Raw genomic sequence first — 25,349 nt, 5'->3', positions numbered from 1 at the left:
CGCGTTTTCGCAGCGGCACGCTTGCCCGGTCGCGTGGAATTGCGCTAGAGCCCGCCGAAACAGGTAACTTGACGATGATACGCGCGCTTTTCGTATGGTTGTGCCTGACTTTCGCCGCTCTCGCTCAGCAAAGCCAGGCACAGACACTGACTGTCACCACGGTGACCCGCCCCCCGTTTTCCTATGTCGAGGACGGGGCACAGACCGGGTTTTCCATGGACCTGCTGGCAGCGCTGGCCGAGTCTCTGAACTGGGACTACGAGGTTAACCGGGTCGAAGGGTTCAGCGACATGCTGGGGGCCGTGCAGGAAGGCGCGGCCGATCTGGCCATCGCCAATATCTCGATCACCGCCTCGCGGGAAACACTGATGGACTTCAGCCAGCCGATCTTTGAGGCCGGCCTGCAGATCATGGTCCCGTCCGAGGCCGCGCGCCAGCCGTCGCTGCTGTCGGCGCTTCTCTCGCGCGAGCTGTTCATCGCCATTGGCCTGGCCTTTGCCATCCTTTTGGGCGGCGGCATGCTGATGTGGACATTTGAACGCCGCGCGCAACCCTATTTTGACCGCAGCCTGGACGAGGCGTGGTTCCCGTCCTTTTGGTGGGCGCTGAACCTCGTGGTCAATGGCGGGTTCGAAGAGCGTATGCCCCGCACCCCCTTTGGCCGCCTGCTGGGCGTCGTCCTTGTGGTTTCGTCGCTGTTCATCGTGTCGGTGTTTACGGCGCGTATCACCTCGGTCATGACGGTGGATGCGATCAGCGGCAGTGTGAATTCGGTCAATGACCTCTATGGCAAGCAGGTCGGCACCATCTCAAACTCGACCGCCGCCAGCTTTCTGAACCGGCGCGAGGTTGAATTCACCGGTTACGCCGGTCTGGATGAGTTGCTGGCCGCGTTCGAGAACAAGGACTTGGACGCGGTGGTATTCGACGCGCCGATCCTGTCCTACTACGCCTCGCATGAAGGGCGCCGGATCGCGACGATGACCGGAGGGGTATTCCTGCGCGAAAGCTACGGGATTGCTTTCCCGACCGGCTCTCCGCTGGTCGAGGATGTCAATCAGGCGCTGCTGGCCCTGCGTGAAGACGGCACCTATGACGAGATTTACCGCAATTGGTTCGGAGTGCGGAACTAGGCGGTTCCCTCATCCCCGAAAAACGGTGTCATCTGCGCGACTATGACGGCGTTCTCATCCAGCGCGCGCTGCATCAGGGCGCGCTCATCCGGGTCGATGTCATGGCCCTGCGCCTCACGCTCGGCCAGAGTGCCATAGCCCGTCACATCCAAAGGCGCGGTGTCGGCCTGTTTCAGGATCGCCACGGTTTCGCGCACCGCCTCGGCCTCGTCCACGCCGCTGGCAAAGCACATCAGCGCCGCCCCGGTCGCGCCTTCGGGCAGGCCATCGCCATCCTTGCGGCCGATCTGCACAAGCAGGGTATAGACTTGCTGACGGGAAGGTTTCTTTTGCTTTTCCATGCAAGGGGCCATAGCCGCGCGCCCCTGTCCGGTCAAGCAATTGCAACAATGCAGCCACGACGCCATAGTAACCGCGCGATTAGCCAGCAAGGACAGCTTATGACCTATCCCGATTTCATCACCGATTTTCCCAGCCTTGATGTGCCGTTCCCCGAAGACGTGGTGCAGACAGCCGTCATCCGATCCGATGCCGGGCTGGTGGCGTTTTTCACCTTTTTGCAGGATTTCGAACTGCCCATGCATTCGCACAAGGCCCAATGGGGCACCGTGGTCGAGGGTGAGGTTGAGCTGACCATTGGCGATGAAACGCGCATCTACCGCCCCGGCGACAGCTATTCGATCCCGTCGGGTGTGGAACATGGCGGCAAGATCAAGGCCGGGTCGCGGGTGATCGACGTTTTCGAGGAACCCGACCGCTATCCGATCAAAGGGTAACAAAAAAGGCCGCAGCGCGGTGCTGCGGCCCCTGTCTGTTCTGCGCGCGGGTTAGTCGCGCAGCAGTTCATTGATCCCGGTTTTCGAGCGGGTCTTCTCATCCACCCGCTTTACGATCACAGCGCAATAGAGGCTGATGTTGTTCTTGGACGGCATCGAACCTGCAACAACCACCGAATAAGGCGGAACCTCGCCATAGGTGACCTCACCGGTTTCGCGGTCGACGATCTTGGTTGACTTGCCGATAAAGACGCCCATGCCCAGAACCGAGCCTTCGCGGACGATGCAGCCCTCGACCACCTCGGACCGCGCGCCGATAAAGCAGTTGTCTTCGATAATGGTCGGTCCGGCCTGCATCGGTTCCAGCACGCCGCCGATCCCGACGCCACCCGACAGGTGCACGTTCTTGCCGATCTGGGCACACGAGCCCACGGTGGCCCAGGTATCAACCATGGTGCCGCTGTCCACATAGGCGCCCAGGTTCACAAAGGACGGCATCAGCACAACGCCGGGTGCAATATAGGCGGATTTGCGGACAACGCAGTTCGGCACAGCGCGGAACCCGGCAGCCTGCCACTGGTTTTCGCCCCAACCGGCGAACTTGCTGTCCACCTTGTCCCACCAGCCACCGTCTTGCGGGCCGCCGGCCTGATGCTCCATGTCCTTGATGCGGAACCCCAGCAGAACCGCCTTTTTGGCCCACTGGTTCACATGCCAGTCACCGCTTTCCAGCTTTTCCGCCACGCGCAGCGCGCCGCTGTCCAGCGCGTTCAGCGTGTCTTCGATGGCCTCACGCGTTTCGCCGGTGGTGGCGGGGGTGATGGTGTCACGTGCCTCCCATGCGGCTTCGATGGCGGCTTCCAGTTGGGCGTTGGACATTTCGGGGCTCCCTGACGAATCTGTTCACGTTGGTTTTGCCTATACGCAAGCGCCATCCATGGCGCAATGCGACGCAGAACGCGCGGTTTGCGGCTGTTTCACCCGCCCAGCGGGTCCGGCGCGATATTGCCGCCGCAAATCAGCACTGCCACCCGCTCTTCCGGCTCGGGCTGATACGCCCCCGACAACAGCGCCGCCAGCGCCGCAGCCCCTGCGGGTTCCACCAATATCCGATGCGCGCGCCATAGCAGTTGCTGGGCCTCGGCAATGGCGTCATCGCTGACCAGAACCGAGGTCATCCCCTGCGCCAGATCGAAACAGATCGACCCGATCCGCCGCGCGCCCAGCGCGTTGGCGGCGATACCTGAAACGCTCACATCCACCGGTTCCCCGGCCTGTAGCGCCGCGTTCAGCGCGCATGAGGTTTCGGGTTCCACCGCAACGACCTTGCGCGCGCCCTCGAACCAACCCAAAGCACCTGCGATCAGCCCGCCGCCGCCAACGGCAACCAGAACCGTATCGGCCTTCAGGCCCTGCGCCTCCCACTCGGCAAAACAAGTGCCCTGCCCGGCCACGGTGGCGGGCGCGTCATAGGCATGGATTTGCATCGCGCCGGTCGCCTCTTCATGCGCCTGCGCGCCGGTCAGGGCATTTGCGTATTCCCCCGACACCACGCTCAGGTCCGCACCGGTCTGTTCGATCAGGGCAATCTTGGACGGCCCCGCAATTTCCGGCACAAAGATTTTGGCTGGATAGCCCAGCGCCCGCGCCGCATAAGCCGCCGCCGCTCCGTGATTGCCGCCCGATGCGGCCACGACGCCTGCCTCGGGCACGTCCGAACTGAGCAATGTGTTAAACGCCCCGCGCGCCTTGAAACTGCCGGTGTGCTGGAGATGCTCCAGCTTCAGCTCGATGGGATAGCCCAGCATGTCGCTCTCCATCACCGGTGTCACCTGCGCATGTCCGGCGATCCGGTCTGCGGCGGCTGAAATCTCGCTTTTCCAATTCATTGTTGTTCTTCCGTGACTGGCGCTCTGGCCGCGAACCCTATAGCTGTTTTGTGAACACGCAAGCAGGGAACCATCACACATGAGAGAAGACCGCCTGAGCCCCTTCCGCGACGCACAGACTGACCGCTCAACCGCGAGCGAGGTCCCCGATACGCCGCAAACCCGGTCTCCGGCCTATCGCCTTGCCTTTGCCGATGACGATTTCCTGTGCCGGGATGAGCTGCGCCCGGTGCGCCTGCAACTGGAACTGCTTAAACCCGAGATGATCATGACCGAGCGTGAGATCACCTCGACCATCGTCATGTTCGGTGGCGCGCGCATCCCCGAGCCGTCGCAGAAACACACCGCGCGCACCCAAACACTGGCCGATTTGTCGGAATATTATGACGAAGCGCGCGAGTTCGCCCGGCTGATGACCGAAAAATCGAACCAGACAGGCTGCCGCGAGAACGTCATCGTCACCGGTGGCGGCCCCGGCGTGATGGAGGCCGGGAACCGCGGCGCGCAGGATGCGGGCGGCTGTTCCATCGGTCTGAACATCGTACTGCCGCATGAGCAGGCACCGAACCTGTATGTAACGCCGGACCTCAGCTTTAACTTCCACTATTTCGCCATCCGCAAGATGCACTTCCTGATGCGTGCCCGTGCCATCACCATTTTCCCCGGCGGCTTCGGCACGATGGATGAGTTGTTCGAGTCGCTGACCCTGATTCAGACCGGCCGGATGGAGCGCGTGCCCTTCCTGCTGTTCGGCCGGGAATTCTGGGAAAAGGTCATCAACTGGGAAGCGCTGGCAGATGCGGGCACCATCTCGGACGAAGATCTGGACCTGTTCCGCTTTGTCGACACCGCGCAAGAAGCGGTCGACATTATCGAGAACTGGGAACCCGCCCCGCCGCGCGACGAAATCCCGGGGCGCTGAGGGATGCCCAAACCCGGAGAGATGTTGCACCTGCGCGGCAATGCGCTGAACCCCGGCGATCCGGTGGCGCTGCCGCTGACCCAAAGCAGCATGTACCACCTGCCGGGCGCGCCTGACGGGTTGCCCACCTATGGCCGGGCTGACAACCCCACCTGGACGCATCTGGAACATGTTTTGGCCCATCTCGAAGACGCGCCCTGTTTGGTCTTTCCATCAGGGATGGGGGCAATCTCAGCCACGCTGTTTGCGACGCTGAAGGCCGGATCGCGCCTGCTGATCCCCTCGGACGGGTACTACGTCACCCGCGTGCTGGCCGACCGGTTCCTGTCCGGGCTGGGGGTTACGGTCACAGAACGCCCGACGACCACCTTTGCCGAGGGCGGGTTTGACGGGTTCGATGTGGTCTTTGTTGAAAGTCCGTCGAACCCCGGGCTGGACATGATGGACCTGCCGGCCATCGCCAAAGCCGTGCGCGCGGGCGGAGGCATCACAATTGCCGACAACACGACCATGACGCCGCTGGGCCAACGCCCGCTGGATCTGGGCGTAGATGTGGTTGTGGCCTCGGACACCAAGGCCATGGGCGGGCATTCCGACCTGCTGATGGGCCATGTCGCCAGCCGCAATGCGCAGATCATGGAACGGGTCGAAGAATGGCGGCGCGTGTCCGGCGCGATCCCCGGCCCGCATGAGGCTTGGCTGCTGCATCGCGGGTTAGAGACGCTGGAGGTGCGCTTTGACCGCATGTGCAGTTCAACGCAGGTTTTGGCAGAACGACTGGCCGATCACCCTGCGGTCAAACATATCCGCTATCCGGGCCTTCCCGGCGACCCTTCGCACGCTCTGGCCAAGGCGCAGACCAGCCGGTTCGGGTTCCTGATGTCGATCACGCTGGACAGCGAAGCGAAGGCCGAAACCTTCATCAACGCCTGCCCGATGCTGCGCCCCGCAACGTCCTTTGGCGGCGTCCACAGTTCCGCCGAGCGCCGCGCGCGCTGGGGTGACGATGTCGACCCCGCCTTTATCCGCCTGTCGGTGGGATGCGAACCGGTGGATGAGCTGTGGCAGGCCATCAAAGCCAGCCTGGATGCGCTGTAGTTACTTCTTGGGTCCACGCAGTTCGGGGAACAGATAGATGGGCAGCACAATGCTGGCCACCAGCGCGCCCAGCCACACCAGCAGCGTCGCCGCCAGCAGGTTGGAAATCCCACCCACGGTCAGCCCGTTGGTCACCAGATCGGTGATCAGCAGCCCCACAAATGTGACGATCAGCGCAATCCCACCTTTCAGCGCAGGTGCTTTCTTTTCGCCCAGCTTCAGGATCAAGGGCTCGGCCACCCATTGCACCAGCGTGAAGACGATCACCACCACGACAAACGAGATCGGCTTGATCGCAAATTCCGGCAGCAAAATCGCCGCCAGCAACAGCCCGATGGCGTTCCCGGCCAGCAGGGCCAGAATGGATTTCAATCGGCGCGTCATGGGGCCTCCGGTCATACAATAAAAACATGCATATGTTAGCAGGTCTTTAGGGATTTGCGAGCGGTTTCAAAAGCCTCTTCCTTTTGGGCCGTTGAAAACGCATGATAAAACCACCTGTTCAGACCGACCCGCGAGAGGTGAGATGAGCGACGATCCCTATTCCGCCCTTGGCGTCACCAAAGACGCCAGCGATGCCGAGATCAAAAAAGCCTATCGGCGCATCGCCAAAGAGTGCCACCCGGACCTCAAACCCGGCGACGCCGAGGCCGAAGCCAAGTTCAAAGCCGCAGCCGCCGCCTATGATCTGCTGAAAGACCCCGAGAAACGGGCGCAGTTTGACCGGGGCGAAATTGGCGCCTCGGGTCAGGAGCGGCCCAAACAGCAATATTACCGCGACTATGCCGAAGCCGCCGGGAACCCCTATCGCGGGCGTCAGGCGGACCCGGAGGACATGTCGGACATCTTTGCCGAGTTCATGCGGGGGCGCGGCGGGTATGGCCAGCGCAGCCAGGAATTCCACGCGCCCGGCCACAATCGGGCCTACAGCCTGCAGATCAGCTTTCTGGACGCTGTCTTTGGCGCCAGCCAGAAACTGACCCTGCCCGATGGCGACCGGATCGAGGTGAAAATTCCCGCAGGCATCACCGATGGCCAGACCATCCGCCTGCGCGGCAAGGGCGATCCGGGCTTTGGGAATAGCCCCGCTGGGGATGCTCTGGTCACGGTTTCGGTTGCAAAACATCCGGTTTTCGACCGTCAGGGTGACGACATCCACATCACCCTGCCGATCACCATTGATGAGGCCATTTTGGGCGGCAAAGTCCCCGCCCCCACGATCGACGGCGGTGTCAATGTCAGCGTCCCGCCGGGCACCAGCAGCGGCAAGACCCTGCGCCTGCGCGGCAAGGGGGTGAAGAAGCGCGGCTCGACCAACCGGGGGGATCAGTTGATCGAACTGACCGTGACCATGCCCGACCAGATTGACGAGGACCTGAAGAACTTCATGGAGACATGGCGCGAGACCAACAGCTATGATCCGCGCAAAGGAATGCCATCATGACCCTGACCGAAAAGGAACTGATCGCAACCGTTACCCGCCTGACCTCGACCCGGTTGACCGAGTATCTGGCGGCTGAAATCGTGATCCCGGAACAGGGCGAACAGGGCCTTGTCTATCGCAGCCTCGACGTTGCCCGATTGGAACTGGCCTGCGAGCTGCACGATCAATACGAGATGGAGCCCGACGCCCTGTCCATGATGATCTCGCTGATCGACCAGATGCACGGATTGCGTGCTGAACTGCGCGAGGTGCTGAACGCGGTTGAGGCACAGCCCGAACCTGTGCGCCAATCCCTGATCGAGGTGATCGGGGCGGCACGGTTCAAACGCGGATAATCAGTTCCCGGCGATATAGTCCTCGGGCACGAAAAACGTGTAGTCGCGATCCGCGACCGCCTCGTGACAGTCATGGCAATAGGCTACGGCACGGGCGCGGTCCCCCATCGTGTCACCGAACAGAGACCCGTCCGGCAGCACCATGATATAGCGCCAATCCGCAGTGTCAGGGCTGGTGCCTGCGGGCAGCTTTTCCATAACGAACAGGGCACCGGGGTGGATATTGCCCTCATCCGTGACAGTCACGCTGTCCTTGGCCAGAACCGAGCCGACAGGCAGCACCTCACCCTCTTGCAAGGTGCCATAATTATGCGCCATCCGGTTGGCATAGCTGTTCACATAGCGCTGGCCATGGGTGGCCGAGATATAGGGCGCATCGTTGAACAGCGGCCAGTTCTGATAATTCAGCAGCAAATCCAACTGCGCTGCCCCATACCCGCGCGCCATGCGCCGCTGCAGCGATTCATAGATTTGCGCCGCTTCGGCCTTGGTCAGCTCTGCAGGGTTTTCAATGGTGATATGTGCATCCTCACCCGGGGATTGTTGAGCGGAGACGCCCGAAAACGAAAAGATTACAATGAGTAACGTCGAAAGTCGTATAAATCCAAAAAACATATAACTGGCCCACCTGATCCATAAGGTTCGCCTGAACGCCGCGTGTCGTGCTGTAATTCAGATAGCGGCGCTGAACAAACATGCCACCACAAGATCGCGGTCTTCACCGCTTTGTGCGCAAGAGTGAGACACGTCCATCCTGCCGTGACAGCCCAAATATATCAAATTTCCTATGCGAAAGACAGAAGGGGCAACATTAAATTATTGTTGCCCACTTAGGCACAATTGGGCAGCTCAGCGTCGCATGCCAGCCTCGGCTTCAATCTGCTTGCGTGACTTCCGCGCCCGTTCGGTGGCCGATTTCAGCTGCCCGCAGGCGGCCATGATATCCTCGCCACGTGTCTTACGGATGGGTGAGGCATAGCCAGCCTGATAGATGATATTCGCAAAAGCCCGGATACGGTTGTTCGAGCTGCGCTTATAGGGCGCGCCCGGCCATTCGTTGAACGGGATCAGGTTGATCTTGGCCGGGATTTTGTGGCGCTTGATATGGTCAATCAGGCGATGCGCGTCTTCGTCGCTGTCATTCACACCATCCAGCATCACATATTCAAAGGTAATCCGTTCCGAGTTCGACGCCTTGGGATAGCTTGCCAGCGCGCCCAGCAGTTCCTCGATGTTCCAACGCTTGTTGATCGGCACCAGCACATCGCGGGTTTCATCCGTGGTGGCATGGAAGGAAATCGCCAGCAGACAGCCAATCTCTTCCGCCGTGCGCGCGATTTCGGGCACCACACCGCTGGTCGACAGGGTGATCCGGCGGCGCGACAGGGAAATCCCCTCGGGGTCCATGGCGATCTTCATCGCGTCGCGCACGTTGTCGAAATTGTACAGGGGCTCGCCCATGCCCATCAGAACGATGTTCGACAGCAGCCGCGTTTCATCCTTGGGCGCACCGGGGACCGGCCATTCCTCAAGATCGTCGCGGGCCATCATCACCTGACCGACAATTTCCGCCGCGGTCAGGTTGCGCACCAGTTTCTGCGTACCGGTATGACAGAAGGAACAGGTCAGCGTGCACCCCACCTGCGATGAGATACACAGCGTGCCGCGGTCATCCTCGGGGATATACACCACCTCAACCTCGTGCCCGCCTGCGATGCGGCACAGGTATTTGCGGGTGCCGTCCTCGGACACCTGACGGGTGACCACTTCGGGGATTTCGATCACAAAGCTCTCAGCCAGTTGCGCGCGATAGGCTTTGGCCAGATTGGTCATCTGCGCAAAGTCGCGCACACCCCACTGATAGATCCACTGCCAGATCTGCCCGGTCCGCATCTTGGCCTGCTTTTCCGGCGTGCCATGTTCGATCAGCGCCGCGCGCAGTTGATCGCGGGTCAAACCGACGAGGTTCACCTTCCCCTCGGGCAGTTTGCGGGGGATGGTCATGACGTCTTGAGTGATCGGCGCTTTGGGCGACATTGGCGTATCTCTGAGGATTCTGGCTTGGGATGCGCCTCTATATAGGATCGCGCGCAAAGATCAAAAGAAATCGTGCCGCTTAATTTGCCATGCGCAGCAATTCATCTACACGCGCCCGGCCCAAATCGACCCGGCACGCAGTGATGCCGATCCCCGTGCCCGACCCTCCGCCGAACGAAGCCCCCACGGCCTCGCATTGCGCATCACGATAGGTGCTCCAGGCCACCTGCGCCGTCTCAAGGGCGGGTTGGGCCACGGTGCGGCCGGTCACTTCGTCCAATTCCTGAGCGGCATCAAGGGCAAAACCATATGCGGCCTGCAACGCCATATCCACGCGCCGTTCCACATCAGACACGCAGGCGCCAATTTCGACCTGCGACGCGGCATCGGCGCATTCCAGCATCGGGTCGGCCAAAGCCAAACAGGGAAACAGGCAGAAAAGAAGGGTGTAACGCATAGCAGGGCCTCCGATAGCGGACGCCCTATGTTACCACATCATCGCCGTGACCGGATCAGTTGGTGCAACGCTTTTCCGCATCCTCGATCGCTGCGGTGAAACCCAGCAATGAGAATGTGTCTTTGGTTTGCGTGCCCCGTTCTGAGCGTGCGGTCAGCACCGCCTCGGTCCCGCGTTTCATCGCAGCCACAACTTTCAGGTCCTCACCTTCGGTTGCAGGCCAGGCCCATTCGCCCTCGGTGATCAGTTCGAACTCGGTCCCGTCGATCTCAAGATTGACGGTCGATCCTGCGGCAAAGGGATAGCCACCGGTGAAGGTTACCTGACCTTTGACCTCGGCGTTGGGGCGATAGAATACGAACAGCAAAATATCGCTGCGGCGCACCGACACCACTCGTCCACCACGTGTATTGACCGTTTCCTTGGGGGCGGACACGCTCCAGCATTCGGTGGGATCATCTTCGACGAACACACTCCAGTCCGTCTTGGCGGCCACGCGATTGGTGCTTGTCGCTTGCTGAGCGATTGCAGTGGTGGCCATCCCTGCCACGCACAGGCCCGCGATCACGCGGACGAGTTTCGATCCCATTGTCCAGCCTCCTAGCTCGACCTAATACCTCATACCCATCGGACATTGCTGCGAACTCTGCCGGTTCGTCTGTTAAGTTGCGTATTCCGATGATTGTCGACATACACACACTAACGCAGGTTTCGCCACAGGCGAAAGGGCGATTGGCAGAATTTTGCGCATATTGAGGAGGGGCCAGATGACGCAGCCGGTACCAATGACAGAACTGTGGCGCGGGCCCCTGCTGGAAAGCCTGCATCTGGGCCATGCGGTGATCTGCGATGACAGCGGCCAGATCGTGCAAAGCTGGGGCGATCCGAACGCGGTGATCTATCCGCGATCCTCGGCCAAGATGATCCAGGCACTGCCGCTGATCACCTCGGGCGCGGCGGCCAAATATGGGCTGAATTCGGAACATCTGGCGCTGGCCTGCGCCTCGCATAGTGGCGCGCATATCCACACAGACCGCGTGTCCGCCTGGCTGGACCATCTGGGCCTGTCCGAACCCGACCTGCGCTGCGGCCCGCAAGAGCCACAGGACATGGCGGCGCGCGACGGGCTTATTCTGGCCGACGACACGCCCTGCCAGATCCACAACAACTGTTCGGGCAAGCATTGCGGCTTTCTGACCGTGGCCCAGCACATGGGCGCGGGGCCGGAATATTTGGACATCGACCACCCGGTGCAACAAGCCTGCCTGTCCGCGCTGGAAGAAACCACGGGTGAAACCAGCCCCGCCTATGGGATCGATGGCTGTTCCGCGCCGAACTTTGCAACGTCGCTGGTTGGGCTTGCGCGGTCGATGGCGTGGTTTGCCAGCGCTGCAGACCGGTCGGATCGGGCCAGCGACGCGGCACAGCAGTTGACGGCAGCGATGATCAAACATCCCGAACTGGTCGCCGGAGAAACCCGCGCCTGTACCGAGCTGATGCGCGCCATGAACGGTCGCGCCGCGATTAAAACCGGGGCCGAGGCCGTTTTCGTCGCTATCCTGCCGGAAAAACGAATGGGCGTCGCGTTGAAAATCACCGATGGTACCACCCGCGCCAGCGAATGCGCCATTGCGGCCCTTTTGGTGCATCTGGGCGTGTTAGAGGCGGATCACCCGGCCACGCTCAAATTCATGAACGCCGTGCAGTACAGCCGCCGCGGGCTGGAATGCGGCGTGATCCGTCCTGCGCCGGGGTTTCCGGTCTAAGGCTACATCTCGATCGGATGCACCTCGGCCACCTCGACCGAGCCTGAGCCATTCACGACCATGGGGCACCCCTTGGCCATCTCGGTCGCGGCATCGATGCTGTCGGCCTTGATGACGGTAAAGCCCGAGGCCGGGTTTGCACCGCCATTGTCGACGACACCGCCTGCGCTGACCGTATAGGACTGGCCGACCGGGTTGCCGGGGATGTCCAGCGCTTCACCCATGTTTTGAAACCACGCGCCCCATGCGGCCATGGTTGCTTCGATTTCGGCGGGATCGGTTGGGGTATGACCGCCGTGATAGACAAACAGAAATTGGGGCATTGTCGTCCTCCATGTTGAAATCCTTAAAACTGAGCTTCGAGCTTGCGCAGTGACGAGGTCCAACCCTGATTGTGGTTCCCGGCGACCTCGGCATCGGCCAGGTCGCGATGGTCCAGAACCAGTTTTGCACCCGTTGCTGTTGCGGTGACTGTCAACGTGACATGGCTTTCCGCACCGCGCTGATCCTGATCGTCATGCCATCCCCAGGTGAACCCCACCGAATTGGGCGGATCGACATGGGTAACGTGGCCCGAGACCTTGAATCGCTGTCCTTCTCCATTCACCATGACCGAAAACCACGGCCCTATGCGCGAGAAATCCAGATCATGGTCCGGCACGTGCATTCCTTCGGGCCCCCACCATTGCAACAGCTTTGCGCCATCGCTGATCCAGGCAAACAGGTTTTCCGGGCTGGTCGGGAACGTGCGTTCCAGTTTCAGGTCGGCCATGAATTTTCCCTTTCGATTGCGTCGGCAAGACGATCCAGACTGCTTTCCCAGAATTGCCGTTTCGAGATGGTCCATTCGGCAATTGCCCGCAGCCCCTCGGACCGGATGGAATACATCCGCTGGCTGCCGTGCACCCGTTGCTGAACCAGACCCGCCTCACGCAGCAGCTTCAGATGGCGCGAGATCGCGGCACCGGACATGCCGCGGCCTTCGATCAACTCACTTACTGGCAATTCCCCGTCCTGCATCAACTGCTCAACGATTGAGAATCGGGTGGCATCGGACAAGGCCGAGAAAGCGGTCAGAAGCGTGTTCATGACCACTGTTTAACATTTTTGTTAAATAAAAGAAAGCCCCAAGAGAAAGAGCTTTGTGTCAGACGTCCGCAAACGCCGCGCGGGAATAGCCCTGCAAGTACAGCAATGCGGTCAGATCGCCATAGTTCACGCGAATATCGCATTGCCGCGCGACCGAGGGCTTGGCGTGCAGCGCAACCCCAGTTCCGGCCCGACCCAACATGCCCAGATCATTGGCCCCGTCGCCCACGGCCAGAACGTCATCCTCGGAAAGACCAAGACGTTTGGTGATCTGTTCCAACGCATCCACCTTGGCCTGTTTGCCCAGAATCGGCCGCTGCACATCGCCGGTCAGTTTACCGTTCTCGGCCAGCAGCGTGTTGGCGCGGTTTTCGTTAAAGCCCAATTGCTCCGCCACATTGGCGGTAAAAGCCGTGAACCCGCCCGACACCAGCGCCGCGTAGCCGCCATTCACGCGCATCGTGGTCACCAATTCCCGACCGCCCGGCATCAGCGTGATACGTTCCTCAAGCACCTTGCCGATCACTGCCTCATCCAGCCCTTTCAGCAACCCGACCCGTTCGATCAGCGCGCCTTCGAAATCCAGCTCACCGTTCATGGCGCGGGCGGTGATCTCTTTGACGCGGTCACCGACACCGGCCTCATCGGCCAATTCATCAATGCATTCCTGCCGGATCATGGTGCTGTCCATATCGGCCAGCAGCATCAGCTTGCGGCGCTTGCCAAGAGGCTGAACGATCAGATCGACCTCAAGCAATTGCAGTTCGGCCCACACCTCCCACTGGTTGTCGGTCTTTTCGGGAAACCGGAATTCTGCAGCCTCGTTTTCGCTCAACCAGACCGGCTCAGACCCGCCCCAGGCGTTGCACAGCGTCTCGACCAAAGCCTCATCCAGCTTTGGCGTGTTTGGGTCGGTCAACAAAGTGGCTACGTACATGGTCGGTCTCCTGCGGGGGTTCCCTGCGCATAGCGCAGAGAGGGCCAATTCACCAGAGACACTTAGCCAAGAATGCCCGGCAGGCGTAACCCATGCGCGCGGGCGCAATCCTTGGCGACCTCGTACCCCGCATCCGCATGCCGCCATACGCCCGAGGCCGGATCGTTCCACAACACCCGCTCCAACCGCCGCGCGGCGTCCTCGGTGCCATCGGCGCAGATCACCACGCCCGCGTGCTGGCTGAACCCCATGCCGACACCACCACCGTGATGCAGCGACACCCAGGTCGCCCCGCTGGCCGTGTTGATCAGCGCATTCAGCAGAGGCCAGTCGCTGACCGCGTCCGAGCCATCCAGCATCGCCTCGGTCTCGCGGTTTGGGCTGGCGACCGAGCCGCTGTCCAGATGGTCCCGCCCAATCACAACCGGCGCTTTCAGCTCGCCATTTGCAACCATCTCGTTAAAGGCCAGCCCGGCGCGGTGACGGTCGCCCAGCCCGATCCAGCAAATCCGCGCTGGCAGGCCCTGAAATGCAATGCGGTCCTGCGCCATGTCCAGCCAGCGGTGCAGGTGCTCGTTCTCGGGGAACAGCTCCTTCATCTTGGCGTCTGTTTTGTAAATGTCCTCGGGGTCGCCGGACAAAGCACACCAGCGGAACGGGCCGATCCCCTTACAGAAGAGCGGACGGATATAGGCAGGCACGAAACCGGGGAAGGCAAAGGCGCTTTCCAACCCCTCATCCTGCGCCACCTGACGGATGTTGTTGCCGTAATCCAGCGTCGGAACGCCCGCATTCCAGAAATCGACCATCGCTGCGACATGCTGTTTCATCGAGGCGCGCGCAGCTTTCTCCACCGCTTTAGGGTCTGTTTCGCGCTTTTCGCGCCAGTCGGCCATCGACCAGCCCAGCGGAAGATAGCCGTTGATCGGATCATGGGCGCTGGTCTGATCGGTGACAATATCCGGGCGCATGCCACCTGCCGCCATGCGGCGGTAAATCTCGGGGAACACCTCTGCCGCGTTCCCCAGCAAACCCACCGATTTCGCCTCGCCCGCCCTGGTCCAGCGGTCGATCATCTCCAACGCTTCGTCCAGCGTCTCGGCCTTTTCATCCAGATATTTGGTGCGCAGACGGAAATCGATGCTGTCGGGGTTGCATTCAACCGCCAGACAGCTGGCCCCGGCAAACACCGCCGCCAGCGGCTGCGCACCGCCCATGCCACCCAGACCGCCAGTCAGAATCCACTTGCCCGTCAGATCTCCGCCATAATGCTGACGCCCGGCCTCGGCAAAGGTCTCATAGGTGCCCTGCACGATGCCCTGCGTGCCGATGTAAATCCAAGAGCCAGCGGTCATCTGGCCGTACATCATCAGACCTTTCTTATCGAGCTCGTTGAAGTGATCCCAGGTCGCCCAATGCGGCACGAGGTTCGAATTCGCGATCAGCACACGCGGCGCATCCTTGTGGGTGCGGATGATGGCAACGGGCTTGCCGGACTGGACGATCAGGGTCTCATCCTCTTCCAGATCCTTCAAACCGGCCACGATCGTGTCAAAATCCTTCCACGTGCGCGCGGCACGCCCGATCCCGCCATAGACCACCAGCTCATGCGGGTTCTCGGCCACATCGGGGTGCAGGTTGTTCATCAGCATCCGCAAAGGGGCCTCGGTCAGCCAGCTTTTGGCGTTCAGCTCGGTGCCGGTGGGCGGATAGACGTCACGGGTGTTCTTGCGAGGATCGGTCATGCTGTCAGCTCCAATGCAGTGTCTTGGATGGCAATCAGAATATCGCGCAGCCAGGGGCGTAGTTGGTTGGCCTTGGCGGCGTCATAGCCCCAGGGCGCGGCCTCCGAGGACAAATAGGTGGATTGCGCCAGTTCCATCTGAATGGCGTGCACCCCGTCGGCTGGACGGCCATAGTGGCGCGTTGTCCAGCCGCCCCGGAATCGACCGTTCAGAACGGTGCTATAGGGGGATGAGGCTGCCAAATCTCCTGTAATAGACTCGATTTTTGGCGCACAAGTCACGCCTCCATCCGTGCCGATATTCAGGTCAGGCAAAGTGCCTTCAAACAGAAACGGAATGTGGCTGCGGATCGAGTGGCAATCGAACAGAATCGCCACGCCGTGACGGTCACGGACGCGCTGCAACTCTTCGGACAGGGCCGCGTGATAGGGGGCGTGATAGGCCAGTCTGCGCTGCGCGACCTCATCATCTGAGGGTTCCTGCCCGTCCTGCCAGATCGGCTGCCCGTCAAAATCGGTCGACGGCACCAGCGTCGTGGTGTTCTGCCCGGGATAGAGCGAGACCCCGTTGGGATCGCGGTTGGCATCGATGACATAGCGATGGATGTGGGATTGCACCACCGTCACACAGCCCAAAAGCCCATGATAGAGCCTGTTTATGTGCCAATCCGTATCCGCCAGCGCCCGCCCCGCCCAGTTCAGCCGGGCCGCAATACCATCTGGCACAAAAGTACCGCCGTGGGGCTGGCCCAGCACGATCGGGCTATCGCCGCGCGCGACGCTGACCACCTGCATCACATCAGCTCCGGCAGAGGTGTGCCAACAGCGGCCAGAACGGCCCCGTCCGATACCAGTGTTTTCGCAATTTCCAACTCAGGCGCCAGATAGCGATCTTCGTTCAGTGCGGGAATGTCGGCCCGCAGCCGGGCGATAACCTGCTGCAACGGGCCGCTTGTGGTCAAAGGCGCTCGGAATTCCACCCCCTGCGCGGCACAAAGCAGTTCGACCCCCAGAATATAACTCAGATTCTCGACCATCCGGCTCAGACGCCGCGCCCCGTGGGCGGCCATCGAGACGTGATCCTCTTGGTTGGCCGACGTGGGCGTGCTGTCCGTCACGCAAGGGTTGGCCAGATGCTTGTTCTCGCTCATCAGCGCGGCGGCGGTGACTTCGGCGATCATCAGGCCCGAATTCAGACCCGGATCAGGGGTCAGGAAGGGCGGCAGATCAAAGCTGAGCGCGGGATCCACCATCAGCGCGATGCGCCGTTGGGCAATCGCACCGATCTCGGACAGGGCCAGCGCGATCATGTCGGCGGCAAAGCCCACTGGCTCGGCATGGAAATTTCCGCCCGATACGATGGCCCCGGCTTCGGTCAAGACCAAGGGATTGTCGGTGGCGGCGTTGGCCTCGATCTCAAGCGTCATCGCCGCTTGGCGCATCACATCCATCGCCGCCCCGGTGACCTGAGGCTGACAGCGGATGCAATACGGGTCCTGCACCCGAGTATCCCCGTCGCGATGGCTTTCACGTATCTCGGACCCGGCCAGGGTTGCCCGCATGGCACTGGCGGCCTCGGTCTGGCCGCGATGGCCGCGCAGGGTGTGAATTTCGGGCTGCAACGGGGCCGTGGACCCCATAATCGCATCCGTGGACAAGGCCGAGATCACCAGCGCGTTCTGCGCTGCACGCCACGATTCAAACAGTCCCGCCAAGGCAAAGGCGGTTGAAAACTGCGTGCCGTTGATGAAGGCCAGACCCTCTTTCGGGCCTAGCTGAATAGGCTCTAAACCGGTTGATTTCAACGCCTGTTCGCCCGGCAGGGTCTGTCCGTTTACCTCGGCCTCACCTGCCCCGATCACAACGGCGGTCATATGGGCCAGCGGCGCCAGATCACCCGACGCGCCGACCGATCCCTGCGCCGGGATCACTGGCGTGACCCCTTTGGCCAGCATCTGCTGCAGCAGTTCGATCAGTTCCCACCGCACGCCGGACGCACCGCGCCCAAAGGACAGCAGCTTGAGCGTCATCATCAAACGCGTCACCCGTCGGGGCACCGCCGGGCCGACCCCGCAACAATGGCTGAGGATCAGGTTGCGCTGCAGGGTCGAGGTATCAGCGGGCGCGATCTTGTGACTGGCCAGTTTGCCAAAGCCCGTATTGACGCCATAGACCGGCGCATCCCCCTGCGCGGCGGTCTGGATACGCTGCGCCGCAGCCTCAACCGCAGGCTTGCAGGACGGGTCCAAAGTCACCGGCGTCTGGTCCCAATAGACCCTCGCCAATTGACCCAGTGACACATGGCCGGGTTGTAAAGACAGAGACGTCATACTGCACCTCCGAAGATACGTTTGTGCAGGGGGTTGAAGCCAACGCGATAGGACAGTTCGGCAGGGTGGTCCACGTCCCAGACAGCCAGATCAGCCCGCTTTCCCTTCGTAATAGAGCCTGTATCGCCAAGCCCCAGCGCAAGGGCCGCGTTGCGTGTGACACCGGCCAGGGCCTCTTCGGGCGTCAGGCGGAACAGGGTGCAGCCCATGTTCATCGTCAGCAACAGCGAGGTCAGCGGGGACGAGCCGGGGTTGCAATCCGTGGCCAGCACCAAAGGCACATTGTGTTGGCGCAACAGGTCAACTGGTGGCACCTGCGTTTCGCGTAGCGTATAGAAGGCGCCCGGCAGCAAAACAGCGGATGTTCCGGCCTCGGCCATGGCCGATACGCCATCGGCATCCAGATACTCGATGTGATCGGCGGACAGCGCCCCGTAAGACGCCGCCAGTCGCGCACCGCCCAGGTTGGACAATTGCTCGGCATGCAGTTTGACGGGCAGGCCCAACTCCTGCGCCACATCGAAAACTTGAGCGATCTGGGGGGGAGTAAAGGCGATACCCTCACAGAACCCGTCCACCGCATCCACCAACCCCTCAGCATCGGCCTGCCGCAAGGTCGGGATACAGACATCCCGGATGTAATCGTCCGCCTTGCCCGAGAATTCGGGCGGCACCGCATGGGCCCCCAGGAAGCTGGTCTTTATGTGCACCGGGCGTATCCGGGCAATCCGGCGGGCCACGCGCAGCATCTTCAGCTCGGTCTCGGTGTCCAGACCATAGCCGGATTTGACCTCAATCGTGCTGACCCCTTCGGCCAACAGTGCATCAACCCGGGTCAGCGCGTCACTCAGCAGCTCATCTTCGGTCGCGGACCGCGTTGCATTGACCGTGGATAGAATACCCCCGCCTGCCCGCGCGATGTCTTCGTATGAGGCCCCGTTCAGGCGCATCTCAAACTCGGCCGCGCGATTGCCGCCAAAGACCACATGCGTATGGGCATCGATCAGGGCTGGCGTGATCAGACGCGCGCCGAAATCGGTCATAGGCCAATCGGTATAATCGGCAGGCAAGTCGCACCGCGCGCCCGACCAAGCAATGTCGGTTCCGTCAATGGCAATCGCCGCATCCGGGCAGAGGCCATAAGGCGTACCGCCTTGCCGCATCGTGGCCATCGCAGCGCTGGTCAGGACCTTTCTTTGGGTCATGGCGATTCTTTTCCGCTCCCCTCTTGTTTGATTTTTTCGTATATGTGTAAAAGTATAAAGTCTACACAAATTGGAAGTGGTATGTTGATTCACGCCAAAACCGCCTTGATAGGCTCTGACTGGGCTCAGGATGTTCGGCTGCGGATCGATCAGGGACGTATCCGTGATCTTGAAACAGGTGTCGGCGCTTTGCCCGATGACCTGCGTGTTGACGTCCTGTTGCCGGCCCTTGGGAACCTGCATAGCCACGCCTTTCAGCGCGCGATGGCGGGGATGACCGAAACCCGCGCCGCCGGGCGCGAGAGCTTTTGGACATGGCGCGACCTGATGTACCGCTTTCTCGACCGCCTGACGCCCGAGCAGATACAGGCCATCGCCGCGCTGGTGTTCATGGAGATGCAGGAGGCCGGATATGCCTCGGTCGGTGAGTTTCACTATGTCCATCACCAACCCGGTGGCGCGCCCTATGCGCAGCTGTCGGAACTCAGCCAGCACATCTTTGCCGCCGCGCAGGAGACGGGGATTGGCCTGACGCACCTGCCGGTCCTCTACACCTATGGCGGTGTCGGACAGGAGGGGTTGGCGGGCGGCCAGCTGCGTTTTGGCAATGATGTGGATCGGTTTCTTAAACTGGTCGATGAATGTCGTGCCAACTTGCCGGAAACAGACTCTAATCTAGGTATTGCGCCACATTCCCTGCGGGCCACCTCTCCTGCGGACCTGACCGAGGCTCTGGACGCCACGCCTGACGGGCCGGTCCATATCCACATTGCGGAACAGGTGAAGGAAATCGCCGACGTGCAGCAGGCACTCGGTCAACGCCCAGTCGAATGGCTGCTGAACAATGCGCCGGTGGACCAGCGATGGTGTCTGATCCACGCGACCCACATGACCGACGCAGAAACCCGCGCTGTGGCCCAATCAGGCGCCGTTGCGGGACTTTGCACAATCACCGAGGCCAATCTGGGCGATGGCATCTTCAACGGCGCGCAGTACATCGCCGACGGGGGGCGGTTCGGCGTTGGGTCAGACTCTAATGTCAGAATTTCGCTGCCCGAAGAGCTGCGCATGCTGGAATATTCCCAGCGCCTGCGCGACCAGCAGCGCGCGGTTCTGGTCAATGGCGAGGGGTCCGTCGGCCACGCCCTGTATACCGGCGCAGCACAGGGCGGCGCGCAGGCGTTGGGTCGCGATGCCGGTGAGATCGCCGAGGGGAAACTGGCCGATCTGGTGGCATTTGACCGGACCCACCCGTCCCTTTGCGCCTTGCGAGATGACCAACTGCTGGACGGGCTGTGCTTTGCAGCGCCCGACGGGCTGGTCACTGATTTGTGGTCGGCCGGGCGGCATGTGGTCAAACAGGGTCGCCATGTCGCGCGTGACCGGATCATCCCTGCCTATCGGTCTGCAATTGCAGAGCTGCTGGCCTCGGTCTAGAGCTACACCATGCCCCAATCCACCGAGACCACCAGCTACAAAGACATCAAGCACACCGTTCTGGAGCGTATCCGGTCGGGCGAATGGCAGCCCGACACGCTGCTACCCAACGAACAGGAGCTTGCGGTCGAGTTCTCGTGCACCCGCACGACGGTCAACCGGGCGATGCGCGAACTGGCCGAGGAGGGCTATCTGGAACGCCGCCGCAAGGCCGGAACCCGCGTGCTCAGCGCGCCTCAGCGGCAGGCGCGGTTCACCATCCCCATGGTCCGCGATGAGGTTGAGGCGCTTGGCGGCACCTATCGCTATGCGCTGGTGTCATCGGGCACCGAAACTGCGCCCGAATGGCTAAGCGCCCGTCTGGCGCTGCAACCGGGGCAGAGCGTGGTGCATGTGCGCTGCATGCATTTCAACGGCAACACCCCGTTTCAGTATGAGGATCGCTGGATCGTCACCGCCTCGGTCCCGCAGGTGGAACAGGCGGATTTCACGGCAATCGGCCCCAATGAATGGCTGATCCAGACCGTACCCTTCACCAATGTCGAGCTGAGCTTTCTGGCCAGCCGCGCCGATGCCACGGTCGCCGGGTTTCTGGACGTGCCAGAGGGTGAACCTGTCTTCACCGGCGAGCGGATCACCTGGCTGCAAGGCCAGCCTGTGACCTTTGCCAAGATGTATTTCGCGGCAGGCTACCGGATGACGACGCAATTCTAGACCTGCCCCCGATTTCCGCTTTACCAACAGGTTGATCCGATCCAGATTCGGCTTTGAAACAGGCGTAAAGGAAGGACGATATGGGCAACCCGCTTTATGACCGGCTGTTTGGCATTCATGCGGGCAAGGATACCCCGTTCCTGCATCTGCCGGATGGTCAGACCCTGACCCATGCCGCGTTTCTGGATATGGCCGCACAGATCGCCAATGCCTTAACCGGGTATGAATTGGAACCGGGCGAACGGGTGGCCGTTCAGGTGGAAAAATCCCCTCAGGCGCTGGCATTGTACGCGGCCTGCGCGCAGACCGGGCTGATCTTTTTGCCATTGAACACCGGCTACACGACAGCCGAGTTGCAGTATTTCATCGAAAACAGCGGCGCCAAGCTGGTCGTCTGCGATGACACCAAGGCCAAGGGGCTGACCCCGATCGCTGCCGCGCAAAACGCAAGGTTAGAGACACTGAACGCCGATGGGTCAGGCAGTCTGATGCGGCGGTCTTTGGGCATGCTTCCCGCGTTCGAACCCGTGCGCCGCACTGAGGATGATCTGGCTGCGTTCCTGTACACCTCGGGCACCACCGGTCGGTCCAAAGGCGCGATGCTGACGCAGGCCAACCTTTTGTCGAATGCGGAAACGCTGGTGCGGGAATGGCGGTTCACAGCCGATGACGCGCTGCTGCACGCCCTGCCGATTTTCCACACGCACGGGCTGTTCGTGGCGACCAACGTGGTGTTGGCCGCGGGCGGGTCGATGATCTTTCTGCCGAAGTTCGATCTTGATGACATGCTGCGCCTGATGCCGCAGGCGACCTCGATGATGGGGGTCCCAACCTTTTACACCCGCTTGCTGGGGGATGCGCGCTTTACCGGCAATCTCGCGCGGCATATGCGGCTGTTCATCTCGGGCTCGGCCCCTTTGCTGGCAGAAACCCATGAGCGGTTTGAATCCCGCACCGGCCACCGCATCCTTGAACGCTATGGGATGACCGAAACCAACATGAACACCTCGAACCCCTACGAGGGTGAACGCCGCGCGGGCACAGTCGGCTTCCCCTTGCCGGACGTTGAATTGAAAGTGACCGATCCCGAAACCGGCGATGTGCTGCCGCAGGGCGAGATCGGCATGATCGAGGTGCGCGGCCCGAACGTGTTCAAAGGCTATTGGCAAATGCCCGAGAAGACAGCCGCCGAGCTGCGCCCGGACGGGTTCTTCATCACCGGTGATCTGGGGCGGGTGGATGCGGACGGTTATGTCCATATCGTCGGGCGCGGCAAGGATCTGATCATTTCGGGCGGCTACAACATCTATCCCAAAGAAATCGAACTGCTGCTGGATGACCAGCCCGGCGTGCTGGAAAGCGCGGTGATCGGCGTGCCGCACCCGGATTTCGGCGAAACCCCCGTGGGCATTCTGGTGCCCTCACCGGGGCAGACCCCGGACCCCGGGGCCATTCTGGCCAATGTGCAAAACGCACTGGCCCGGTTCAAACATCCCCGAAAGCTGATCGTTGTGAACGAACTGCCCCGCAACACCATGGGCAAGGTGCAGAAAAACGCCCTGCGCGAGCGTTTCTCCGAGCTCTTTACCTGAGCGGCACGCGTCCGGTCGGGGTCAAAAGCCAGCTCTTACGCCCTACGAAAACAGCCGTGGCCAACGGGTGGCCATACCCTGCACCTGTGTCCAGATTGACGCGATTGCCGCAATGCTCGGCCTGATCGACGGGCGTGTGACCATGGACAACCAGCCACGGATGCGGGGCGGCTTCGATCAGAAACTCGTTGCGAATCCAGATCAGGTCATTCTCGGATTGTTGTTCCAGCGGAAGGCCCGGTCGGATACCCGCGTGAACAAACAGCAATTCGCCCTCTTGGTGGTAGTTCGGCAGCGCGTTGAGGAAATCCAGATGCTGCGGCGGAACAGCATCAACCGCGCGTTGATGAACGTTGACAATACGATCATTGTCAGTGACATCCACCCAGTATGAGGCCAGTGTCTCGCGCCCGCCCAAACGCGGATGCAGCCAGCTGAGCGTAACGGGCAGATGGCTATCGGCAATCTCGCAGTCCTGCACGAACCGGGCCATCATCCGGTCGTGGTTGCCCTTGACCATCACCCAGTTGCGCCCGGCGCGTTGACCTTCGACCAACAGGTCCAGAACACCCCGGCTGTCTGGTCCGCGATCCACATAGTCGCCCAGAAACACAACCCGCGCGTCCGACCCTCCATCCTGTTCGATCAGGCGCAGGGCGTTCTCCAGCATGCTCAGCTGGCCGTGGATGTCACCAATGGCATAGATGGGGGAGGTCATGAGAAATCCTTGGGCGAAACGATTGCCCCGTTTGTGCCGCGAATGACGGGGGTAGAAAAGCAAATACCCGCGCCCTGGGGGACGCGGGTAAGAAGAGTCTCAGAATTCCAACACCGCAGGTCAGGCGACGTCAAATTCCAGCGGCTTGATCTGGGTGAACAAACCCGTCTCGGCCAGCTTGGCCCGTGCCTCGGCCGGGACCGGCTCGTCGACATATAGCAGCGCAATGGCCTCGCCCCCGGCCCCGGACCGGCCAAGGGTAAAGTTGGCGATGTTCACGTCGTTCTCGCCCATCGTCTGACCCAGCGCACCGATGATGCCCGGCACATCTTCGTTGGTGGTATAGAGCATATGCGCGCCCACCTCGGCATCGATTGTAATGCCTTTGATCTGGATAAAGCGCGGCTTGCCGTCGCTGAACACGGTGCCCGCGATTGACCGCTCACGCTTGGTGGTGACAACTGTGACCTTGATATAGCCGTCAAAGACGCCGGTTTTGTCCTGATTGGTGGTCGAGATCTGGATGCCGCGCTCTTTCGCGACAACCGGGGCCGAGACCATGTTCACCTCGGGGTTGAACTTTTTCATGATCCCCGCGACGACCGAACAATTCAGCGCCGCCAGGTTCATCTCGGCCGCAACACCATCATAGAGGATGTTGATCGCCTTGATCGGTTCATCCGTCATCTGGCCGATAAAGCTGCCAAGATGACCGGCCAGCTTGATCCAGGGGCCCATGACCTTGGCCTCTTCCGCCGTCACGCTGGGCATGTTCAGCGCGTTTTCCACCGCCCCGGTCAGCAGATAATTCGAGATCTGCTCGGCCACCTGCAGCGCCACGTTTTCCTGCGCCTCAGTCGTGGCCGCCCCAAGGTGAGGGGTGCAGACTACGTTGGGCAGGTTGAACAGGGCGTTTTCTTTGGCCGGTTCCTCGCTGAACACGTCAAAGGCCGCGCCGGCGACGTGACCGGATTGCAGCATCTCGGCCAGCGCCTCTTCGTCAACCAGACCGCCACGGGCACAGTTGACGATGCGCACACCGGGTTTGGTCTTGGCCAGGTTTTCGCGGCTCAGGATGTTGCGGGTCTGGTCCGTCAACGGCACGTGCAGGGTGATGAAATCGGCGCGAGACAAGAGTTCATCCAGCTCAACCTTTTCAACACCCATCTTGTCGGCTTTCTCTTCGCTCAGATAAGGGTCATATGCGACGACCTTCATCTTCAGCCCCAGCGCACGCTCGCAAACAATGCCGCCAATGTTGCCAGCACCGATCACACCCAGCGTCTTGTTGGTCAGTTCGATCCCCATGAACTTGGACTTTTCCCACTTACCCGCATGGGTCGAGGTGCTGGCCTCGGGGATTTGCCGCGCCACGGCGAACATCATCGCGATGGCGTGTTCGGCGGTGGTGATCATGTTGCCAAAAGGCGTGTTCATCACGATCACACCTTTCTTCGAGGCCGCTTCCTTGTCGACATTGTCGGTGCCGATCCCGGCGCGACCGATCACTTTCAGATTGTCGGCTTTCTCCAACAGGGTCGGCGTGACCTTTGTGGCCGAGCGGATGGCGAGGCCGTCATACTGGCCGATCACCTCGACCAGTTTGTCTTTGTCCTTGCCCAGATCGGGCATGAAATCCACATCAATGCCGCGATCGCGGAAAATCTGCACGGCGGTTTCGCTGAGCTTGTCAGATACGAGTACTTTGGGGGCCATATCTCTGGTC

General features: G+C 61.2%; 28 protein-coding genes. 10 read left to right on the top strand and 18 right to left on the bottom strand.

The window, feature by feature from the left end:
• The first annotated feature begins 74 nt into the window (after positions 1-74).
• Entirely contained in the window at positions 75-1,133 is a 1,059-nt protein-coding gene (locus ACR0J5_RS12030; RefSeq protein ID WP_480653620.1) for a transporter substrate-binding domain-containing protein, read from the top strand.
• On the opposite strand, the gene ACR0J5_RS12025 is transcribed toward ACR0J5_RS12030, so the two are convergent.
• Positions 1,130-1,474 (bottom strand): hypothetical protein, encoded by a 345-nt coding sequence (locus tag ACR0J5_RS12025; RefSeq protein WP_170427741.1) that lies wholly within the window; start codon positions 1,472-1,474, stop codon positions 1,130-1,132. The two genes, ACR0J5_RS12030 and ACR0J5_RS12025, sit on opposite strands and share 4 nt — an antisense overlap.
• A 99-nt stretch (positions 1,475-1,573) precedes the next feature.
• On the opposite strand from ACR0J5_RS12025, the gene ACR0J5_RS12020 reads away from it, so the two are divergent.
• Positions 1,574-1,909 carry a cupin domain-containing protein gene (locus ACR0J5_RS12020; protein ID WP_480653618.1) on the top strand — a complete coding sequence of 112 codons (336 nt, stop codon included), beginning with the start codon at positions 1,574-1,576 and terminating at the stop codon, positions 1,907-1,909.
• A 51-nt stretch (positions 1,910-1,960) separates the two neighbouring features.
• On the opposite strand, the gene dapD is transcribed toward ACR0J5_RS12020, so the two are convergent.
• Together dapD and ACR0J5_RS12010 are read right to left on the bottom strand one after the other, a co-directional pair.
• Entirely contained in the window at positions 1,961-2,788 is an 828-nt protein-coding gene (gene dapD, locus ACR0J5_RS12015; RefSeq protein ID WP_480653616.1) for a 2,3,4,5-tetrahydropyridine-2,6-dicarboxylate N-succinyltransferase, read from the bottom strand.
• 98 nt (positions 2,789-2,886) lie between these two features.
• Positions 2,887-3,798 (bottom strand): threonine/serine dehydratase, encoded by a 912-nt coding sequence (locus ACR0J5_RS12010; RefSeq protein WP_480653614.1) that lies wholly within the window; start codon positions 3,796-3,798, stop codon positions 2,887-2,889.
• Positions 3,799-3,877: 79 nt separating this feature from the next.
• Between ACR0J5_RS12010 and ACR0J5_RS12005 the strand changes: the two genes are divergently transcribed.
• Both ACR0J5_RS12005 and ACR0J5_RS12000 read left to right on the top strand, forming a co-directional pair.
• The gene (locus tag ACR0J5_RS12005) at positions 3,878-4,720 is read left to right on the top strand and encodes an LOG family protein (protein ID WP_480653612.1); all 843 of its coding nucleotides are present in this window, start codon (positions 3,878-3,880) and stop codon (positions 4,718-4,720) included.
• Between the two features lie 3 nt (positions 4,721-4,723).
• The gene (locus tag ACR0J5_RS12000; RefSeq protein WP_480653609.1) at positions 4,724-5,818 is read left to right on the top strand and encodes a cystathionine gamma-lyase; all 1,095 of its coding nucleotides are present in this window, start codon (positions 4,724-4,726) and stop codon (positions 5,816-5,818) included.
• On the opposite strand, the gene ACR0J5_RS11995 is transcribed toward ACR0J5_RS12000, so the two are convergent.
• A complete protein-coding gene (locus tag ACR0J5_RS11995) occupies positions 5,819-6,202 on the bottom strand; it encodes a hypothetical protein (RefSeq protein ID WP_480653607.1) in 384 nt (127 codons plus the stop codon).
• Positions 6,203-6,344: 142 nt separating this feature from the next.
• Between ACR0J5_RS11995 and ACR0J5_RS11990 the strand changes: the two genes are divergently transcribed.
• Together ACR0J5_RS11990 and ACR0J5_RS11985 are read left to right on the top strand one after the other, a co-directional pair.
• Positions 6,345-7,262 (top strand): DnaJ C-terminal domain-containing protein, encoded by a 918-nt coding sequence (locus ACR0J5_RS11990; protein ID WP_480653605.1) that lies wholly within the window; start codon positions 6,345-6,347, stop codon positions 7,260-7,262.
• Positions 7,259-7,597: a hypothetical protein gene (locus tag ACR0J5_RS11985; protein ID WP_480653603.1), complete on the top strand. Its 339-nt coding sequence runs from the start codon at positions 7,259-7,261 to the stop codon at positions 7,595-7,597. Before ACR0J5_RS11990 ends, ACR0J5_RS11985 begins: the two co-directional genes overlap by 4 nt.
• Here ACR0J5_RS11985 and ACR0J5_RS11980 read toward each other — a convergent pair whose 3' ends face one another.
• The 4 genes from ACR0J5_RS11980 to ACR0J5_RS11965 all read right to left on the bottom strand — a co-directional run bounded on the left by ACR0J5_RS11980 (position 7,598) and on the right by ACR0J5_RS11965 (position 10,680).
• Positions 7,598-8,212, bottom strand: a complete 615-nt coding sequence (locus ACR0J5_RS11980) for a cytochrome P460 family protein (RefSeq protein WP_480653601.1) — start codon at positions 8,210-8,212, stop codon at positions 7,598-7,600.
• 234 nt (positions 8,213-8,446) lie between these two features.
• Positions 8,447-9,634 carry a dual-specificity RNA methyltransferase RlmN gene (gene rlmN / locus ACR0J5_RS11975; protein ID WP_480653599.1) on the bottom strand — a complete coding sequence of 396 codons (1,188 nt, stop codon included), beginning with the start codon at positions 9,632-9,634 and terminating at the stop codon, positions 8,447-8,449.
• Between the two features lie 79 nt (positions 9,635-9,713).
• Positions 9,714-10,091, bottom strand: coding sequence for a lysozyme inhibitor LprI family protein (locus ACR0J5_RS11970; protein ID WP_480653597.1), 378 nt, complete (start codon positions 10,089-10,091; stop codon positions 9,714-9,716).
• Between the two features lie 55 nt (positions 10,092-10,146).
• Positions 10,147-10,680: an invasion associated locus B family protein gene (locus ACR0J5_RS11965; protein WP_480653595.1), complete on the bottom strand. Its 534-nt coding sequence runs from the start codon at positions 10,678-10,680 to the stop codon at positions 10,147-10,149.
• A gap of 178 nt (positions 10,681-10,858) precedes the next feature.
• On the opposite strand from ACR0J5_RS11965, the gene ACR0J5_RS11960 reads away from it, so the two are divergent.
• Positions 10,859-11,857, top strand: a complete 999-nt coding sequence (locus ACR0J5_RS11960) for an asparaginase (protein WP_480653593.1) — start codon at positions 10,859-10,861, stop codon at positions 11,855-11,857.
• 2 nt (positions 11,858-11,859) lie between these two features.
• Here ACR0J5_RS11960 and ACR0J5_RS11955 read toward each other — a convergent pair whose 3' ends face one another.
• From ACR0J5_RS11955 to hutI, 8 genes are all read right to left on the bottom strand, one after another.
• Positions 11,860-12,180 carry a YciI family protein gene (locus ACR0J5_RS11955; RefSeq protein ID WP_480653591.1) on the bottom strand — a complete coding sequence of 107 codons (321 nt, stop codon included), beginning with the start codon at positions 12,178-12,180 and terminating at the stop codon, positions 11,860-11,862.
• 23 nt (positions 12,181-12,203) lie between these two features.
• Positions 12,204-12,629, bottom strand: a complete 426-nt coding sequence (locus tag ACR0J5_RS11950) for an SRPBCC family protein (RefSeq protein ID WP_480653589.1) — start codon at positions 12,627-12,629, stop codon at positions 12,204-12,206.
• Positions 12,617-12,946 (bottom strand): ArsR/SmtB family transcription factor, encoded by a 330-nt coding sequence (locus ACR0J5_RS11945; protein ID WP_480653587.1) that lies wholly within the window; start codon positions 12,944-12,946, stop codon positions 12,617-12,619. Before ACR0J5_RS11945 ends, ACR0J5_RS11950 begins: the two co-directional genes overlap by 13 nt.
• Before the next feature lie 58 nt (positions 12,947-13,004).
• Complete coding sequence (gene serB / locus ACR0J5_RS11940; protein WP_480653585.1) at positions 13,005-13,883, bottom strand: phosphoserine phosphatase SerB; 879 nt, start codon at positions 13,881-13,883, stop codon at positions 13,005-13,007.
• Positions 13,884-13,945: 62 nt separating this feature from the next.
• Positions 13,946-15,628, bottom strand: a complete 1,683-nt coding sequence (gene hutU / locus ACR0J5_RS11935) for a urocanate hydratase (RefSeq protein ID WP_480653583.1) — start codon at positions 15,626-15,628, stop codon at positions 13,946-13,948.
• Entirely contained in the window at positions 15,625-16,422 is a 798-nt protein-coding gene (hutG, locus tag ACR0J5_RS11930; RefSeq protein ID WP_480653581.1) for an N-formylglutamate deformylase, read from the bottom strand. The genes hutU and hutG overlap by 4 nt, the downstream gene beginning before the upstream one ends.
• Positions 16,422-17,957 carry a histidine ammonia-lyase gene (gene hutH / locus ACR0J5_RS11925; protein WP_480653579.1) on the bottom strand — a complete coding sequence of 512 codons (1,536 nt, stop codon included), beginning with the start codon at positions 17,955-17,957 and terminating at the stop codon, positions 16,422-16,424. The genes hutG and hutH overlap by 1 nt, the downstream gene beginning before the upstream one ends.
• A complete protein-coding gene (hutI, locus tag ACR0J5_RS11920; protein ID WP_480653577.1) occupies positions 17,954-19,162 on the bottom strand; it encodes an imidazolonepropionase in 1,209 nt (402 codons plus the stop codon). Before hutI ends, hutH begins: the two co-directional genes overlap by 4 nt.
• Before the next feature lie 81 nt (positions 19,163-19,243).
• Here hutI and ACR0J5_RS11915 point away from each other — a divergent pair, with 81 nt between their 5' ends.
• The 3 genes from ACR0J5_RS11915 to ACR0J5_RS11905 all read left to right on the top strand — a co-directional run bounded on the left by ACR0J5_RS11915 (position 19,244) and on the right by ACR0J5_RS11905 (position 22,905).
• Complete coding sequence (locus ACR0J5_RS11915) at positions 19,244-20,599, top strand: formimidoylglutamate deiminase (RefSeq protein ID WP_480653575.1); 1,356 nt, start codon at positions 19,244-19,246, stop codon at positions 20,597-20,599.
• A gap of 9 nt (positions 20,600-20,608) precedes the next feature.
• Complete coding sequence (locus ACR0J5_RS11910; protein WP_480653573.1) at positions 20,609-21,313, top strand: UTRA domain-containing protein; 705 nt, start codon at positions 20,609-20,611, stop codon at positions 21,311-21,313.
• An 80-nt stretch (positions 21,314-21,393) separates the two neighbouring features.
• Positions 21,394-22,905, top strand: a complete 1,512-nt coding sequence (locus ACR0J5_RS11905; RefSeq protein WP_480653571.1) for a malonate--CoA ligase — start codon at positions 21,394-21,396, stop codon at positions 22,903-22,905.
• On the opposite strand, the gene ACR0J5_RS11900 is transcribed toward ACR0J5_RS11905, so the two are convergent.
• Positions 22,898-23,623: a metallophosphoesterase family protein gene (locus ACR0J5_RS11900; protein ID WP_480653569.1), complete on the bottom strand. Its 726-nt coding sequence runs from the start codon at positions 23,621-23,623 to the stop codon at positions 22,898-22,900. The genes ACR0J5_RS11905 and ACR0J5_RS11900 overlap by 8 nt on opposite strands.
• A gap of 120 nt (positions 23,624-23,743) precedes the next feature.
• Positions 23,744-25,339, bottom strand: coding sequence for a phosphoglycerate dehydrogenase (serA, locus tag ACR0J5_RS11895; protein ID WP_480653567.1), 1,596 nt, complete (start codon positions 25,337-25,339; stop codon positions 23,744-23,746).
• Positions 25,340-25,349: the final 10 nt, after the last annotated feature.

Source organism: Ruegeria sp. BE1, from assembly GCF_056538885.1.
This window is presented reverse-complemented; position numbering and strand designations above follow the sequence as displayed.

Bases quoted from the DNA above. Each gene is read 5' to 3' on its own strand.
- ACR0J5_RS12030 (WP_480653620.1), top strand. From the start codon at position 75: ATGATACGCGCGCTTTTCGTATGGTTGTGCCTGACTTTCGCCGCTCTC.
- ACR0J5_RS12025 (WP_170427741.1), bottom strand. From the start codon at position 1,474: ATGGAAAAGCAAAAGAAACCTTCCCGTCAGCAAGTCTATACCCTGCTT.
- ACR0J5_RS12020 (WP_480653618.1), top strand. From the start codon at position 1,574: ATGACCTATCCCGATTTCATCACCGATTTTCCCAGCCTTGATGTGCCG.
- dapD (WP_480653616.1), bottom strand. From the start codon at position 2,788: ATGTCCAACGCCCAACTGGAAGCCGCCATCGAAGCCGCATGGGAGGCA.
- ACR0J5_RS12010 (WP_480653614.1), bottom strand. From the start codon at position 3,798: ATGAATTGGAAAAGCGAGATTTCAGCCGCCGCAGACCGGATCGCCGGA.
- ACR0J5_RS12005 (WP_480653612.1), top strand. From the start codon at position 3,878: ATGAGAGAAGACCGCCTGAGCCCCTTCCGCGACGCACAGACTGACCGC.
- ACR0J5_RS12000 (WP_480653609.1), top strand. From the start codon at position 4,724: ATGCCCAAACCCGGAGAGATGTTGCACCTGCGCGGCAATGCGCTGAAC.
- ACR0J5_RS11995 (WP_480653607.1), bottom strand. From the start codon at position 6,202: ATGACGCGCCGATTGAAATCCATTCTGGCCCTGCTGGCCGGGAACGCC.
- ACR0J5_RS11990 (WP_480653605.1), top strand. From the start codon at position 6,345: ATGAGCGACGATCCCTATTCCGCCCTTGGCGTCACCAAAGACGCCAGC.
- ACR0J5_RS11985 (WP_480653603.1), top strand. From the start codon at position 7,259: ATGACCCTGACCGAAAAGGAACTGATCGCAACCGTTACCCGCCTGACC.
- ACR0J5_RS11980 (WP_480653601.1), bottom strand. From the start codon at position 8,212: ATGTTTTTTGGATTTATACGACTTTCGACGTTACTCATTGTAATCTTT.
- rlmN (WP_480653599.1), bottom strand. From the start codon at position 9,634: ATGTCGCCCAAAGCGCCGATCACTCAAGACGTCATGACCATCCCCCGC.
- ACR0J5_RS11970 (WP_480653597.1), bottom strand. From the start codon at position 10,091: ATGCGTTACACCCTTCTTTTCTGCCTGTTTCCCTGTTTGGCTTTGGCC.
- ACR0J5_RS11965 (WP_480653595.1), bottom strand. From the start codon at position 10,680: ATGGGATCGAAACTCGTCCGCGTGATCGCGGGCCTGTGCGTGGCAGGG.
- ACR0J5_RS11960 (WP_480653593.1), top strand. From the start codon at position 10,859: ATGACGCAGCCGGTACCAATGACAGAACTGTGGCGCGGGCCCCTGCTG.
- ACR0J5_RS11955 (WP_480653591.1), bottom strand. From the start codon at position 12,180: ATGCCCCAATTTCTGTTTGTCTATCACGGCGGTCATACCCCAACCGAT.
- ACR0J5_RS11950 (WP_480653589.1), bottom strand. From the start codon at position 12,629: ATGGCCGACCTGAAACTGGAACGCACGTTCCCGACCAGCCCGGAAAAC.
- ACR0J5_RS11945 (WP_480653587.1), bottom strand. From the start codon at position 12,946: ATGAACACGCTTCTGACCGCTTTCTCGGCCTTGTCCGATGCCACCCGA.
- serB (WP_480653585.1), bottom strand. From the start codon at position 13,883: ATGTACGTAGCCACTTTGTTGACCGACCCAAACACGCCAAAGCTGGAT.
- hutU (WP_480653583.1), bottom strand. From the start codon at position 15,628: ATGACCGATCCTCGCAAGAACACCCGTGACGTCTATCCGCCCACCGGC.
- hutG (WP_480653581.1), bottom strand. From the start codon at position 16,422: ATGCAGGTGGTCAGCGTCGCGCGCGGCGATAGCCCGATCGTGCTGGGC.
- hutH (WP_480653579.1), bottom strand. From the start codon at position 17,957: ATGACGTCTCTGTCTTTACAACCCGGCCATGTGTCACTGGGTCAATTG.
- hutI (WP_480653577.1), bottom strand. From the start codon at position 19,162: ATGACCCAAAGAAAGGTCCTGACCAGCGCTGCGATGGCCACGATGCGG.
- ACR0J5_RS11915 (WP_480653575.1), top strand. From the start codon at position 19,244: ATGTTGATTCACGCCAAAACCGCCTTGATAGGCTCTGACTGGGCTCAG.
- ACR0J5_RS11910 (WP_480653573.1), top strand. From the start codon at position 20,609: ATGCCCCAATCCACCGAGACCACCAGCTACAAAGACATCAAGCACACC.
- ACR0J5_RS11905 (WP_480653571.1), top strand. From the start codon at position 21,394: ATGGGCAACCCGCTTTATGACCGGCTGTTTGGCATTCATGCGGGCAAG.
- ACR0J5_RS11900 (WP_480653569.1), bottom strand. From the start codon at position 23,623: ATGACCTCCCCCATCTATGCCATTGGTGACATCCACGGCCAGCTGAGC.
- serA (WP_480653567.1), bottom strand. From the start codon at position 25,339: ATGGCCCCCAAAGTACTCGTATCTGACAAGCTCAGCGAAACCGCCGTG.